Raw genomic sequence first — 14,495 nt, forward strand, 5'->3', positions numbered from 1 at the left:
ACCCCCCAGGTCATCCACTCGACAGGGGGGAACAGTCATGCCGGGCCCGGAGGCCAGCGGCCCTCTTGCAGGACCGCGAAGAAGATAACGGGGGGGGCGGGAAGCGGGAAGCCGGGAGCCGGACCGAAAAGTGGATACCGAATACCGGATACCGGATACCGGATACCGGCCGCCCGGGACCCACCCGCCCGCGCTCACCCGCCCCCGCCCGGCGTCACCGCCCCCACTCGCCGCCGCCCGCACCCCGCTGTCCCGAGCCGCCCTCACCCGGCCTGGGGGACCGCCGCTGCCCGGCCACGCCGGACGGTGTGCCCGGGCCGGTCCGCCCGGCCGACGACCCAGCTGGGCCCCCGCAGGGCCTTGGCCGCCTTCTTGAGCGGAGTGAGACGAGCCGCCGCCTGCCGGTGGTCGCTCACGCTTCCCGGCACGCACACGACCGTGGCCAGCGACAGGGTGACCGGCATCCCGGCGGCCGACCACGGCACGTCCAGCACGGCCGCGGCCAGCGGATCAAGGGCCTCCGGGTCCACCAGCAGCAGGAAGTCGTCACCGCCGATGTGCCCCACCCGTGTGGCACCGTTCGCCGCGTCCGCCAGGGCCCGTCCCACCGACCGGATCAGCTCGTCCCCCGCTGCGAACCCCGCACCGTCGTTGACCTGCTTGAAGTGGTCGATGTCCAGCCAGCTCAGCGCGAACCCCCGGCCGTCGCAGGCCCGCCGGTCCACCTCGGCCGTGATGACGTCCGAGCCGGGCAGCCGCGTCAGCGGATTGAGTCCCGCAGCCTCCTCGACCCGGGTCTCGGCCAGGGCCCCTACCAGATCGGCGGGCCGTACGACGCCCACGCACCGCCCGTCCCGGTCGACGACCGCGACGTCGTCGGACGTCCGTTCCCCCGCGCCGAGCGCCACCAGGTCCAGCACCTCCCAGGCCGTGGCCCCGACGTCGACCGTGCGCGGCGGGTCGCCCAGCCGTGCGGCCGGACGGTCCGCGTGCAGGGCGTGGCCGTAGCGCCCGGACATCATCAGCAGGAAACGGGACCGGTGCACCGACCGCACCGGCGCTCCGCGGCGGTCCACGAGCAGGACCCCGGTCACGTCGGGCGCACCGGTGAGCAGCGCCCGTACCCGGCCGGCGGAGGCGTCCGCGGGCAGCAGCGCGGCGGGCCTGAGGAACTCCCGCAGGGAGGGCCCCGAGCGCTGCGGGGGCGGGGGCCCTGGGGAGCGGGGTGGTACGTACACGTCCGCCACGGGCAGCCGGGCGGGCGGCGCGAACAGTTCGCCCTGCGCCCACTGCGCGCCCGCCGACAGCGCGAGGGCGCACTGCCGTTCGGTCTCCACACCCTCGACGACGAGCAGGGCCCCCGACTGCTCGCACAGCGTGCGCATCGCCCGCACGGCCGTCGGCCGCGCCAGCAGGGAGGAGTCGAGTTTCACCAGGTCCGGGGCGAGGTCGACGAGCAGCCTCAGCGGCAGGTCACCGTCACCGACACCGTCCGCCCCGATCCTGAACCCCTGGGCCCGCAGCCCGGACACGGCATCCAGCAGCGCCCCCTGGGGCACGTGGGCGTACGGCGGTACGACGTCGATCGTGACCTCCCAGGGCAGCCGGCCCGCCTCCCGCACGGCATCGGGCAGCGGGCCCAGCCCGCCGAGGTCGGCGAGCGTGGGGGCGAACACGTTGAGGTGGAAGGGCAGCAGCGTCTCGGTGCGGGCCGCCGCGCGCAGCGCCGACACCGCGAGGCCGGCGTCCAGTTCGGGGTCGCGGCGCGCCTCGGCCAGGACGTCGCCGGTCTCGGGCCGGGCCAGGACCTCCAGGGCCATGACCCCGCCGGTGGCCAGGTTGACCACCGGCTGGAAGGCGAAGCGGAGAGTATCCGTCCAGGAGTGCACGGGAGCGATGATGGCGCCGGGTGCGGCGGCGCGGGTCGCGTTCATGAGACGTTCACGTGACGTTCCGGCGCCATCACGCCGTGTATGGGAAAGGCCTTTCGGCGGTTCGGGCCGCCCGGCTTCCCTCACGAGCCCGGTGCCGGTAGATGTAGGAGACATGACACGACTGCCCTGGGTCCTCCGCGGTGTGATCACCGCCGTCGCCGCTCTGCTGACCGTGACCGCCGCCTCCGCGACAGCCCCCGCGGTCCCCGACCCGCGGGCGCCCGGGGACTTCGTGGCCCTCAGCGCGGTGGACCCGACGATCATCCAGGAGATCCGCTACTTCACCCCGCACGACTTCGTCGGCGCGCGCGTGGACGGTTACCGGCAGCCGATGTGCATCCTCACCCGCCCCGCCGCCCAGGCCCTGCACAGGGCCCAGAGGGAACTGCTGCGCAAGGGCTACACCCTCAAGGTCTACGACTGCTACCGGCCGCAACGCGCCGTCGACCACTTCGTCCGCTGGGCCCGCGACCTCGACGACCAGGCCATGAAGGGCGAGTTCTATCCGCGCGTCGACAAGACCCGGCTCTTCGACGACGGTTACATCGCGGCGAAGTCCGGTCACAGCCGCGGTTCGACCATGGACCTCACGATCGTCAGGCTCCCCGCCCGGCCGACGCACCCGTACGTCCCGGGTCAGCCCCTGGTGCCCTGCTACGCACCGCAGGACGAACGCTTCCCGGACAACTCCGTCGACATGGGAACCGGCTTCGACTGTTTCGACACGCTCGCCCACACCCTCGACCCCCGGATCCAGGGCCGTCAGCGGGCCAACCGGCTGCTGCTCAAGAGCACCCTGGAGAACCTCGGCTTCGTGAACCTCGCCGAGGAATGGTGGCACTTCACCTACCAGCCCGAGCCCTACCCGGACACCTACTTCGACTTTCCCGTCTCGCAGGCCTCGCTCACCGGCAGGAACTGAGCCGTACGCGGCGGAAGACGACCGTCCACTGATCGGATACAGTCCGCGCGTGTCCGAAAATCAGCATCCGATCGCCAACTCCGTCCCGAACTCGCACTGTTCGGGCTGCGGAGTGCCCTACGGAGAGGGCGTCTCCGGCTGGCCCCGCGCCTGCCCGGCCTGCGGGACGGTGGTCTACCGCAACCCGCTGCCGGTCGCGGTGGCCCTCCAGCCCGTCTACGACCCGAAGGGCACCGCCTTGGTGGTGATCCACCGCAGCATCGCTCCCGCGCGCGGGGGCACTGCCCTGCCGGGCGGGTACATCGACGACCGGGAGGACTGGCGCCAGGCCGTCGTGCGCGAACTCAAGGAGGAGACGGGCATCGAGGCCGCCGCCCGCGACGTGCGGCTGATCGACGCCATGAGCGCGCCCGACGGCCATCTGCTGCTCTTCGGACTGCTCCCGGAACGTCCCGCCGAAGGGCTGCCGCGGTCCGTCCCCACCGAGGAGACGGACGGCTGGCACCTGCTGCGCAGGCCCGAGGAACTGGCCTTCCCCCTGCACACGCTGGCCGCACGCGCCTGGTTCGAGGGCCGCTACATCTGAGCCGCCCGAGTCCTCTGGCCTGTCCGAGCCCTCTGAACCATGAGCCCTCTGACCTGTCCGAGTCCTCTGACCTGTCCGAGTCCTCTGACCTGTCCGAGTCCTCTGAGCCGTCCGGGTCCGCTGCCCTGCCCGAGCCGCTGACCGGTCCGCCGCGGCTCAGTCGAGTCCCCGCACACGCAGCGGACGCGACGGCGCGCCCGCGCCGTCCGCCCGCTCGTGTTCCACGAACACCTCCCGTCCCTGCCGGCGGACGGCGTAGCGCTCGATCACCGGTTCGTCCCACCCGTCGCCCGCATCCGGCACCACCAGCCCGCCCCCGGTCCGCCCCGGAGCGGGCGCCCACACCTCCAGTTCCAGCCCGCCCGTCTCGCCCCGCACCGGGATCACGGCACCCGCGCGCGCGAGCACCGGGATCCGCCCCAGGGGCGCTTCGACCCGTACCTGCCCCGGGCCCTCGAACGCCCGACCGGTCGCCGTGTCGTACCAGCGGCCGGGCGGCAGCCGCACCGTCCGCCGGTCCGCCCCGGGACGCAGCACCGGCGCCACCAGCAGCGCGTTGCCGAGCAGGAAGGCGTCCCCGCAGTCGCGCAGCCCCCGGTCCTCGGGGGTGTTCCACCACACCGGCCGCACGTACGGCGCGCCCGTGCGCCGCGCCAGATGCGCCAGCGTCACGAAGTACGGCAGCAGCCGCCGGCGTTCGACGAGCGCCACGCGCGCGTGCCCGAGCACCTCCGGCCCGAACTCCCACGGCTCCCGCCGCCCCGCCCGCTCACTCGCGTGCGTCCGGAACAGTGGCAGATACGCGGCCAGTTGGAACCAGCGCAGGAACAACTCCGGCGAGGGACTGCCGTCGAAACCGCCCACGTCCGGCCCCGAGTAGGGCACCCCGCACAGCCCGAGGCCCAGGACCAGCGACAGCGAGGCCCGCAGCCCCGCCCAGCCCGTCGCCACGTCCCCCGACCAGGTCCCGCCGTAGCGCTGCATCCCGGCCCATCCCGAACGGGAGAACACGAACGGCCGCTCGCCCGGCACCAGGGCGCGCACACCCTCGTAGCCGGCCCGGGCCATGCACAGCCCGTACACGTTGTGCGCCTCGCGATGGTCACCGCCCCTGCCCTCCAGAGCGTGCCGGGCCGACCTCGGCAGCGTCGTCTCACCGAACGCCGCGAAGGAGGTCGGCTCGTTCATGTCGTGCCAGAAACCGGAGAACCCCTGGGCCAGCCGCTCCTCGTACAGACCGCCCCACCATGCGCGTACGCGCGCGTGCGTGAAGTCCGGGAAGACCGTCTCACCGGGCCACACGACGCCCCGGACGACCTCCCCGGCCGCGTCCCGCACGAAGGCGTCCTGCGCCGTCCCCGAGTCGTGGACGGCGGTGCCCGGCACGGCCCGCACCCCGGGATCGACGATCGACACCAGCCGGATCCCGTCCCGGCGCAGTTCCTCCGCGAGCACGGGCAGTTTCGGGAAGCGGTCCTGGTCGACGGTGAACACCTGGTGCGCGTCGAGGTGGTCGATGTCCAGATGCACGGCGTCCAGCGGAAGGCCGTGCTCGTGGTAGCCCGCGACGATCCGGCGCACCTCCTGCTCACTGCCGAAACCCCACCGCGCGTGATGGTGGCCGAGCGCCCACGCGGGCGGCAGCGCCGCCGCGCCCGTGAGCGAGGCCCAGGTGTGCGCCACGCGCGCGGGAGTGCCGACGACCACCCAGCAGCGCAGCGGGCCGCCGTCCATCCTCAACTCGCTCGCCCCCGGCCGGTCGTGCCCCGAGCCGGCCCCCTCCTCGCCCTCCCGCAGGACGACCGTGCCGTCCCAGGAGTTGTCGTGGAACACCAGATGGGTGCCCGCGTCCGCGACGACCAGTTGCACCGGCATGGTGATGTACAGCGGATCCTCGCCCGGTTCGAACGCGTGCCCGGGATCGGTGTTCCACAGGCGGTACGACCCGTCGCGCAGCACCGGCCCCGACGCCCGCCCGCCCAGGCCGAAGAACCGCGCGTCGGCAGCCACCTCGGACCGCTGCATCCAGCGCGCCGGGCCCCCGCCGGCCGGCTCCCACCACCGGGGCGGCAGATCACGGCGCAGCCGCACACCCCCGGGCGTACACACCTCCACGGCGCCCCGGCGTGAGACGGTGACCGTGACCCGCTCGGCCACGACCCGCCAGCCGCCGTCCTTGTCCGGCTCCAGCACCGCGCGCGGGTCCGGCTCCGGAGCGCCCCCGGCCAGCGCGTACGACGGCTCGGGACCCGCCCCGTCCCAGCCCCAGAAGACCGCGCCGTTCACCGCGACCACGATGCGCAGCTCCGAACGGCTGAAGCGCACCACGCCGCCCCCGGGCCCCGGCCGCGCGTCCCGCACCTCGCCGGGCACCCGCGCCCGCTCGGCACCCCGGGGCGGCAGTCCCACGGCGTCGGCACGCCGCCTGCGCCAGGCGGCCCGCACGGTGCGCACCCCCTGGGCCGCCCCCGCGGAACCGACCGCCTTCACCGAACGCACCAGGTCACGACCGTTCATGCTGCTCACCCTGCCATTGACAGCCCCTGACGCGTGTGCTGTTCAACTGCCGTTCACCAAGGCCGGGACCACATCTTCACGGCAGGGAGTGTGTGGGGCGGGCCCTGGTGCGGAAGTCGATCACGTGGCATCGTCCGTGTCAGCCGCGTCACGCGCACACCCCCGCACGTGCGCGGACCGACGCACACGACGCGCAGAGTCCGGGAGCCGCCCCATGTCGACCGTGAACCCCCTGCCGCTCTGGCAGCCCGATCCGCAGCGGATCGCCCAGGCACAGATCACGCAGTTCCAGGCCTGGGCGGCCGCACACCACGGAGCACCCGCCGAGGGGGGCTACCCGGCCCTGCACCGCTGGTCCGTGGAGCGCCTGGACACCTTCTGGAAGGCCGTCACGGAGTGGTTCGGCGTACGGTTCTCCACCCCCTACGCGCGCGTGCTGGGCGACCGCACCATGCCCGGCGCGCAGTGGTTCCCCGGCGCCACCCTCAACTACGCCGAACACGCGCTGCGCGCCGCCGCCGACCGCGCGGACGAGCCCGCCCTCCTGCACGTCGACGAGAGCCACGAGCCGAGCCCGGTGACCTGGTCCGAACTGCGCCGCCAGGTCGGCTCCCTGACCGCCGAACTGCGCGCCCTCGGCGTACGCCCCGGCGACCGCGTCAGCGGCTACCTGCCGAACGTCCCCGAGGCCGTCGTCGCCCTGCTCGCCACGGCCGCCGTCGGCGCGGTGTGGACGTCCTGCGCCCCCGACTTCGGCGCCCGCAGCGTCCTCGACCGCTTCCAGCAGGTCGAACCGGTCGTCCTCTTCGCCGTCGACGGGTACCGCTACGGCGGCAAGGAGCACGACCGCCGCGACGTCGTCGCCGAGCTGCGCCGCGAACTGCCCACCCTGCGCGCGGTCGTCCACATCCCCCTGCTCGGCAGCACCGCCCCCGAGGGCGCCCTCGCGTGGCCGGACCTGACCGCCGCCGACGTGGAACCCGTCTTCGAGCAGGTGCCCTTCGACCACCCCCTGTGGGTGCTGTACTCCTCGGGCACCACGGGCCTGCCCAAGGCCATCGTGCAGTCTCAGGGCGGCATCCTCGTGGAGCACCTCAAGCAGCTCGGCCTGCACTGCGACCTGGGCCCCGAGGACCGTTTCTTCTGGTATACGTCCACCGGCTGGATGATGTGGAACTTCCTCGTCTCCGGTCTGCTGACGGGTACGACGATCGTCCTGTACGACGGAAGCCCCGGGTATCCCGGCACCGGCGCCCAGTGGCGGGTCGCCGAGCGCACCGGAGCCACCCTCTTCGGCACCTCCGCCGCGTACGTCATGGCCTGCCGCAAGGCGCGAGTGCACCCTTCGCGGGACTACGACGTCTCCAGGATCCGGTGCGTCGGCACCACCGGGTCCCCGCTCCCGCCCGACGGGTTCCGCTGGCTGCACGACGAGGTCGGCGAGGACCTGTGGATCGCCTCCGTCAGCGGAGGCACGGACGTCTGCTCCTGCTTCGCGGGAGCCGTACCCACGCTGCCGGTCCACATCGGCGAACTCCAGGCCCCCTGCCTGGGCACCGATCTGCGGTCCTGGGACCCCAGCGGGGCACCACTGGTCGACGAGGTCGGAGAACTCGTCGTCACCAACCCCATGCCCTCCATGCCGATCCACTTCTGGAACGACCCGGACGGCAGCCGTTACCACGACAGCTACTTCGCCGTGTATCCCGGCGTGTGGCGGCACGGCGACTGGATCACGCTCACCTCCCGCGGCTCCGTGATCATCCACGGCCGCTCCGACTCCACGCTCAACCGCCAGGGCGTACGGATGGGCTCCGCCGACATCTACGAAGCCGTCGAGCGGCTCCCCGAGATCAAGGAGTCCCTCGTCATCGGCGTCGAACAGCCCGACGGCGGCTACTGGATGCCCCTCTTCGTGCACCTGGCCCCGGGCGCCGTCCTGGACGACGCGCTCCTGGACCGCATCAAGCGCACCATCCGCGAACAGCTCTCACCGCGGCACGTCCCCGACGAGGTCATCGAAGTACCGGGCGTCCCGCACACCCTCACCGGCAAACGCATCGAGGTCCCGGTCAAACGCCTGCTCCAGGGCACCCCGCTGGAAAAGGCGGTCAACCCCGGATCCGTCGACGACCTCGGCCTGCTGCGCTTCTACGAGGAACTGGCCCGCAAGCGCGCCTGAGGGGGAGCGCCCCCGGCTCAGCCGCCGTAGGTGGCCTCCGACTCGCCGAGCACGGCCGCGAAGTCGGAGGCCAGCCGGGCCGCGTCGGCCGGTTCCAGGTCGGCCACGGAGATCCGTACACCCGGCTGCGACGACAGCCGGAACCGGGCCCCCGCGGCGACCCACCAGCCGTAGGACCGCAATCCGTTCACCACGGCGGACTCGTCGGACACCGGCACCCACACGTTCATGCCGCTCGCCCCGTGCGCCCCGATCCCGCCGGCCGCCAGTTCCCGCAGCAGAGCGGTTCGGCGTACGGCGTACGTCTCACGCGCGCGGGACACCAGCGCGCGCGTGCCCTCGTCCGTCATCAGCCCGTGGACCGTCTCCTGGAGCAGGTGACTGACCCAGCCCGAGGTCAGCAGCAGCCGCCCGTCGTGCCGGGCCAGGGTGGTGGCGTCGCAGGCCGCAGCCGCCCAGCGGAGGTCGGCCCCCAGGAACTTGCTCACCGTCCGCACGTGCACCCACCGGGCCAGACCGCCGGAGGCGAGCGTGCGCAGCGGCACGTCCGCCACCGCCGAGGCATGGTCGTTCTCCACGACCAGCACGTCCGGCTCCGCCCGCACCACGTCGAGCAGCGCCGCGCGGCGCTCCTCCGAGAAGCAGCCGCCGTACGGATTCTGGCCCCGGGGACTGCACACCACGGCCCGCGCCCCCGCCCGCAGCGCCCGCCGCAGGGCGTCGGGGCGCATCCCCTCGTCGTCCACCGCCACCGCGACACTGCGCAGGCCCAGCGCGGTCAGCAGGTCCAGCAGGTGGTGGTAGCCCGGGTCCTCCATCGCGACCGCGTCCCCCGGGCGCAGTTCGACGGAGAGCAGGCGCCCCACCAGGTCCAGCGCGCCGTGCGCGAACGTCACGTGCTCCACCGGCACACCGTCGGCCCGCAGCCAGTCCCGCACGGTCTCCTCCAGCCGGGACAGACGCGGCGTCGAACGGTGCGACCGCGCCCCCGGCGACAGACGCGAGGGGGGCACCAGGCCGGGCAGGAACGCCGGGTCCGGATGCCCGCCCGCCAGATCCCGCAGCCCTCGCGGCACCTTGGGGGGCCGACGGGACGCCACCGCGGGGGCCGGCGCCACCACGGTCCCGCCGCGCCCCCGGGTGACGACGATGCCCCGCCCGCGCAGCTCCTTGTACGCGGTCGCGACCGTCCCCGGACTGACGGCCAGCTCATCGGCGAGCCGGCGCACCGGCGGAAGCGCCGCACCCGGTGTCAGCGCCCCCTCGGAGACGCCCCGCTCCACCGACGCGGCAATCGCCTTGGCCGTCGTACCACCGATCGCATAATGTACTGCCACGTTGATCATTATGTATCAATACATAACCTCGGGCAAGGGGGAGCGGTGGGAATCACCCGCGGAACGAAGACCGGGAACACCAGCACACGACGGGGCGCCGGAACAGGAGAACCCCGCATCCCCGGAGGGCCGGACGGCCGCCGCATGCTCCTGGTCGCCCTCGTGGACCGCACCGGCAGCGGACTGTGGGCCTCCGTCTCCGTCTTCTACTTCACCTACGTCTCCCATCTCTCCCTCGCCGAGGTCGGCACCCTCGCCGCCCTCGCCGGAGCCGTCGGCATTGCCGGCGCCCCGATCGGCGGCCGCATCGCCGACCGGCTCCCGCTCACCCGCGTCCTCGTCGCGCTCCAACTCCTGCGCGCCCTGGCCTCCCTCGGACTGCTCACCACCGACAACTACGCCCTGCTCCTCGCCTTCTCCGCGCTCGGCAGCCTCGGCGACCGCGCCGCGAGCATCCTCACCAAGCTCTACGCCACCCGCGTCTCCGGCCCGGACCGCGTCCGCTACCAGGCGCTCAACAGGACCGCGGCCAACGCGGGCTGGGCCCTGGGCGGCCTCGCCGCCGCGGCTGCCCTCGCCCTCGGCACCACCGCCGCCTACCGGTGGCTCCTCCTCGGCGACGCGCTCTCCTTCACGGCCGTCGCCCTCCTGACCCTGCGCTGCGGCGAACCCCCGTCCCCGTCCCGTACCGTCGCGACCTCCGGCACCCCGGCCCCCGCCGGCCGCCCCGCGAACCCCTGGCGCGACCGCGCCTACCTCGCCTACGTCGCCACCGAAACCGTCCTCTTCCTCGACGACGCGGTCTTCAAGGTCGGCCTCCCCCTGTGCATCGCCCATTCAGGCACCGCACCCCGCGGCCTCGCACCCCTGCTCATGGTGCTGAACAACGTGATGGTGGTCGCCCTCCAAGTGCCCCTGGCACGCTTCGGAGCCACCACCGCGGCAGCCCGCACCCTCCTGATCCCGCTCTCCCTCGCCTACGCCCTGGGCGGCACCGCCCTGGCCCTCTCCGCCACCGGTGGCACCCTCCCCTCCACCGTGTTCCTCACCGCGGCGGCCACGGCCTTCACCCTCGCCGAGATGCTCCACGCCACCGTGTCCTGGGAACTGTCCGTCGCCCTCGCCCCCGACGTGGCGCAGGGCGCCTACCTCGGCGTGCACGGACTGGCCCAGTCCGCCCAGCGCAGCATCGGACCCCTCGCCGTCACCGCGGCCATCGCCGCGGGCCCCGCCGGATGGGCCGTCTTCGGCGCCACCATCGCCCTGACCTGCGTCATCCAGCACCGCACGGTCCGCGACCGACTCGCGGACCCCCCGTTGTCAGTGCCGCCAGTTACTGTGAGTGAGCACTGATCGACCGTGCACACACGGGGAAACCATGGGGGAGAAGATGACGCACACCGACCACCGGGCCATGCGACGCGTCCTGCGCCGGGAGATCGCCGGCACCATCGGCCTGCTCACCGACGAACACGACTTCCGCGCCATGCGGCGCTACCGCAGCTTCGCCTTCGACGACCACTCCACGTACCTGCAACAAGTGGAAGCGCTCCTGCGGACCAGGGCGGCCCTCGGCGGCCACACCACCGTCGCCCTCTTCGACCCCGAGGAGTACGCCGAATTCTGCGCCCGTACCCACCTCGACCCCGACGCCCCCGCCAGCCGCGCCCGCTTCACCGCCGAGATCGCGGTCCTCGGCCCGACCGTCCCCTACGACGGCCGACCGCTCACCGAACTGGTCCCGGCCCTCGTCGACGAAGCCGTCCGCCAGGCGACCTGGGAGTACGCCTCCACCCTCCTCGCCCGGCTCGGCCCCTGTGCTTCCTGCGGCGAGGACATCGGCCGCGCCGCCTTCACCCGCGCCGCCGGCCTCCTCGCCCGCATCCTCGACACCGCCCCGCCCGGCAACCGGCACCTCGTCTGCAGCGTCTCCACCGCACCGGAGACCCTCCTCACCGTGCTCCACGCCGACGACGGCAACGGCGACGCCTCACACAGCGACGGCCCACACGCCGACGCCATCCGGCTCGACGAGGCCGAAGCCCTCGAATTCACCACCGTCCTGGCCCTGGGCCTCGCCACGCACAGCCCCGGCGGCCTCGTCATGCGCACCATCGCGCCGGACACCCCCGACCGCATCTACGGCTGGCGCCTGCGCGGCGACGGCCTGGAACCGCTCACCGCGGGCGAGGTCTTCGACGCCTACTGCACCGACGTCGAATCCGGCGGACTCGTCGCACCGGAATCCGGCGTCGACTACGGCACACCACCCGACCTCGGAGAAGAAGGCCCCGCCCCACGACACCGGCACTGAACACGCGAAGGGCGCTCCACCCGAAGGTGGAGCGCCCCACACGACAAACCGGGGATCAGCACGGTCCGAACCGGCCCGGTCACTCGCCGGACAGCACCGCCTGAGCCGCGCCACGGGCCTCCTCGGCACTGTCCGCGGCACGCGCGGCCGCGGCGGCACGCTCGCACTGCGCCAGCGTGTACTTGGCCAGCGTCGCCCGGACATAAGGAAGCGATGCCGCACCCATGGACAGGGAGGTGACCCCCAGACCGGTCAGGACACACGCCAGCAGCGGATCCGAGGCGGCCTCACCGCAGACACCGCAGCTCTTGCCCTCGGCCCGCGCCGCCTCGGCGGCCAGCGCCACCAGGTCGAGCAGCGCGGGCTGCCACGGGTCCTGCAGCCGGGACACCGCACCCACCTGACGGTCGGCGGCGAAGGTGTACTGCGCCAGGTCGTTCGTCCCCAGCGACAGGAACTCGACCTCCTGGAGCACCGAGCGCGCCCGCAGCGCGGCCGACGGGATCTCGACCATCGCACCGAACTTCGCCCGCAGCCCCGCCGCACGGCAGGCATCCGCGAACGCCTTGGCGTCCGCCCGGTCGGCGACCATGGGCGCCATGACCTCGAGGTAGACCGGCAGCCCCTCGGCCGCCTTCGCGAGAGCCGTCAGCTGGGTGCGCAACACCTCAGGGTGGTCCAGCAGCGTGCGCAGACCGCGCACCCCCAGGGCAGGGTTCGGCTCGTCGGCAGGCGTCAGGAAGTCCAACGGTTTGTCCGCGCCCGCGTCCAGCACCCGCACGACGACACGGCCCTCGGGGAAGGCCTCCAGCACCTGCCGGTAGGCCTCGACCTGCTTCTCCTCCGACGGCGCTTTCTTGTCGTCGTCCAGGAAGAGGAACTCGGTCCGGAACAGGCCCACGCCCTCGGCACCGGCCTCCACCGCGGCCGCCACATCCGCGGGACCACCGATGTTGGCGAGCAACGGCACCTTGTGGCCGTCGGAGGTGGCGCCCGGCCCGGTCGACGCGGCCAGCGCGGCCCTGCGCTCGGCGGCCGCGGCCTCCAGCTGCGCCTTCTTCCCGGTACTCGGGTTCACGAAGATCTCACCGGTGCTGCCGTCCACGGCGATCATCGTGCCCTCGGCCAGCTCGCCCGCCCCGGGCAGCGCCACCACGGCCGGCACACCGAGCGCCCGCGCAAGAATCGCGCTGTGACTGGTCGGACCGCCCTCCTCGGTGACGAAACCGAGGACCAGCGTGGGATCCAGCAGCGCGGTGTCCGCCGGAGCCAGGTCACGCGCGACCAGGACATAGGGCTCGTCACTGTCCGGCACACCCGGCATGGGCACGCCCAGCAACCGCGCGACGATACGGTTCCGCACGTCGTCGAGGTCCGCCACCCGCCCGGCGAGGTACTCACCGGCTCCGGCGAGCAGGTCGCGGTAGGCGGCGAACGCGTCGTACACCGCGCGCTCCGCGGTGCTGCCGACGGCGATGCGCCGGTCGACATCGGCGATCAGCTCGGGATCCTGCGCCATCATGGCCTGCGCCTCGAGCACCGCCTGGGCCTCACCGCCCGCCAGGTTGCCGCGCGCCGTCAGATCGGCCGCCACAGCCTCCACGGCCTGGCGGGCGCGCCCCTGTTCGCGATCCGCCTCCTCCGCCGCTATCTGCTTGGCCGGCGGTTCCAGCACCGCCGTCCCCATGTGCCGAACCTCGCCGATCGCCACACCGTGGCTCACGCCGACGCCTCGCAGCGTTGTCTCCATGTCACCCGTCTCCGAATAGTGCGGCGGGTCCCGCCGCGGTGGTCGTTCTGTGTGCCGTCCCGGAGAACGGCGGGCCGGTCACCCCCAGGCGAAAAGGCTGTCGCCGGCCTTCACATCGCCGCTTTCGCGAAGCTCGGAGAGGGATTCGGCGGTGGCCTCCAGAGCCACGACCGGGCACACGGGGGACTTGCCGGCGGCCTCCACGGCGGCGGGGTTCCAGCGCACCACCGCCTGGCCGCGGGTCACCGTGTCGCCCTTGTTCACAAGCAGCTCGAAGCCCTCGCCGTTGAGCTGGACGGTGTCGATGCCGAGGTGGATGAGCACGCCGTGCCCCTGCTCGTCGACGACCACGAAGGCGTGCGGGTGCAGCGAGACGATGACACCGTCCACGGGGGCCACCGCCTCCGACGGCTCACGCACGGGGTCGATCGCCGTGCCCGGGCCGACCATGGCGCCGGAGAAGACGGGGTCCGGCACGGCGGCCAGTCCGATGGCACGTCCGGCAAGCGGGGACGTCACGGTGGTCATGGGAAGCCTCCCAGGGGTGGAGATTCGTATGGGCCGTCACTGCCTGTCCCGGACGGCGTGCTGTGCAGCAGCGTATGTCACGGTAAGTGCCGGTTCCGGCCGAGAGCTTACGACAGCTCACCTTAGTGGTCTAGACCACCAAACTCATCGATTTGCACCCGCTCCGGGGGCCCCTGTACAGTCGTACTCCTGCCTGGGGGTGAGTGACGCCATCAAGCGTCCTTGGCCCAAGCGGAACCCAACTCGTCAGATCCTATCTCTGGATCGCCTTCCGCATGCTCGCGGAAACGGTGGTCAAGAGGGCCGGAAAAGCCTGATAGAGTTTGGATCACCGAAGGGAAGCGCCCGGAGGAAAGCCCGAGAGGGTGAGTACGAAGGAAGCGTCCGTTCCTTGAGAACTCAACAGCGTGCCAAAAGTCAACGCC

At 72.8% G+C, this 14,495-nt stretch carries 10 protein-coding genes; 5 read left to right on the top strand and 5 right to left on the bottom strand.

Going from position 1 to position 14,495, the window contains the following annotated elements:
- Positions 1 to 263 precede the first annotated feature (263 nt).
- Entirely contained in the window at positions 264 to 1,889 is a 1,626-nt protein-coding gene (locus AB0G56_RS41205; protein WP_360981216.1) for a GGDEF domain-containing protein, read from the bottom strand.
- A gap of 157 nt (positions 1,890 to 2,046) precedes the next feature.
- Between AB0G56_RS41205 and AB0G56_RS41210 the strand changes: the two genes are divergently transcribed.
- Together AB0G56_RS41210 and AB0G56_RS41215 are read left to right on the top strand one after the other, a co-directional pair.
- Positions 2,047 to 2,856 (top strand): M15 family metallopeptidase, encoded by an 810-nt coding sequence (locus tag AB0G56_RS41210; protein WP_360981192.1) that lies wholly within the window; start codon positions 2,047 to 2,049, stop codon positions 2,854 to 2,856.
- Positions 2,857 to 2,905: 49 nt separating this feature from the next.
- Positions 2,906 to 3,442: an NUDIX domain-containing protein gene (locus AB0G56_RS41215; RefSeq protein ID WP_360981195.1), complete on the top strand. Its 537-nt coding sequence runs from the start codon at positions 2,906 to 2,908 to the stop codon at positions 3,440 to 3,442.
- A 156-nt stretch (positions 3,443 to 3,598) separates the two neighbouring features.
- On the opposite strand, the gene AB0G56_RS41220 is transcribed toward AB0G56_RS41215, so the two are convergent.
- Positions 3,599 to 5,959: a TIM-barrel domain-containing protein gene (locus tag AB0G56_RS41220; protein ID WP_360981198.1), complete on the bottom strand. Its 2,361-nt coding sequence runs from the start codon at positions 5,957 to 5,959 to the stop codon at positions 3,599 to 3,601.
- Between the two features lie 214 nt (positions 5,960 to 6,173).
- Here AB0G56_RS41220 and AB0G56_RS41225 point away from each other — a divergent pair, with 214 nt between their 5' ends.
- Complete coding sequence (locus tag AB0G56_RS41225; protein ID WP_360981201.1) at positions 6,174 to 8,141, top strand: acetoacetate--CoA ligase; 1,968 nt, start codon at positions 6,174 to 6,176, stop codon at positions 8,139 to 8,141.
- 17 nt (positions 8,142 to 8,158) lie between these two features.
- Here AB0G56_RS41225 and AB0G56_RS41230 read toward each other — a convergent pair whose 3' ends face one another.
- Positions 8,159 to 9,478, bottom strand: coding sequence for an aminotransferase class I/II-fold pyridoxal phosphate-dependent enzyme (locus tag AB0G56_RS41230; protein WP_360981204.1), 1,320 nt, complete (start codon positions 9,476 to 9,478; stop codon positions 8,159 to 8,161).
- A 45-nt stretch (positions 9,479 to 9,523) separates the two neighbouring features.
- On the opposite strand from AB0G56_RS41230, the gene AB0G56_RS41235 reads away from it, so the two are divergent.
- Together AB0G56_RS41235 and AB0G56_RS41240 are read left to right on the top strand one after the other, a co-directional pair.
- Positions 9,524 to 10,831, top strand: a complete 1,308-nt coding sequence (locus AB0G56_RS41235; RefSeq protein ID WP_360981207.1) for an MFS transporter — start codon at positions 9,524 to 9,526, stop codon at positions 10,829 to 10,831.
- 37 nt (positions 10,832 to 10,868) lie between these two features.
- A complete protein-coding gene (locus tag AB0G56_RS41240) occupies positions 10,869 to 11,792 on the top strand; it encodes a hypothetical protein (RefSeq protein WP_360981219.1) in 924 nt (307 codons plus the stop codon).
- A gap of 79 nt (positions 11,793 to 11,871) precedes the next feature.
- Here AB0G56_RS41240 and ptsP read toward each other — a convergent pair whose 3' ends face one another.
- Together ptsP and AB0G56_RS41250 are read right to left on the bottom strand one after the other, a co-directional pair.
- A complete protein-coding gene (gene ptsP / locus AB0G56_RS41245; protein WP_360981210.1) occupies positions 11,872 to 13,542 on the bottom strand; it encodes a phosphoenolpyruvate--protein phosphotransferase in 1,671 nt (556 codons plus the stop codon).
- A 78-nt stretch (positions 13,543 to 13,620) separates the two neighbouring features.
- Positions 13,621 to 14,070: a PTS glucose transporter subunit IIA gene (locus AB0G56_RS41250; protein ID WP_360981213.1), complete on the bottom strand. Its 450-nt coding sequence runs from the start codon at positions 14,068 to 14,070 to the stop codon at positions 13,621 to 13,623.
- Positions 14,071 to 14,495 lie beyond the last annotated feature (425 nt).

This window comes from Streptomyces sp. NPDC021356 (genome assembly GCF_040641015.1).
Lineage (GTDB): Bacteria > Actinomycetota > Actinomycetes > Streptomycetales > Streptomycetaceae > Streptomyces.

Coding starts and splice junctions, on each gene's coding strand:
- AB0G56_RS41250 (WP_360981213.1), bottom strand. CDS start 14,070: ATGACCACCGTGACGTCCCCGCTTGCCGGACGTGCCATCGGACTGGCC.
- AB0G56_RS41220 (WP_360981198.1), bottom strand. CDS start 5,959: ATGAACGGTCGTGACCTGGTGCGTTCGGTGAAGGCGGTCGGTTCCGCG.
- ptsP (WP_360981210.1), bottom strand. CDS start 13,542: ATGGAGACAACGCTGCGAGGCGTCGGCGTGAGCCACGGTGTGGCGATC.
- AB0G56_RS41225 (WP_360981201.1), top strand. CDS start 6,174: ATGTCGACCGTGAACCCCCTGCCGCTCTGGCAGCCCGATCCGCAGCGG.
- AB0G56_RS41210 (WP_360981192.1), top strand. CDS start 2,047: ATGACACGACTGCCCTGGGTCCTCCGCGGTGTGATCACCGCCGTCGCC.
- AB0G56_RS41240 (WP_360981219.1), top strand. CDS start 10,869: ATGACGCACACCGACCACCGGGCCATGCGACGCGTCCTGCGCCGGGAG.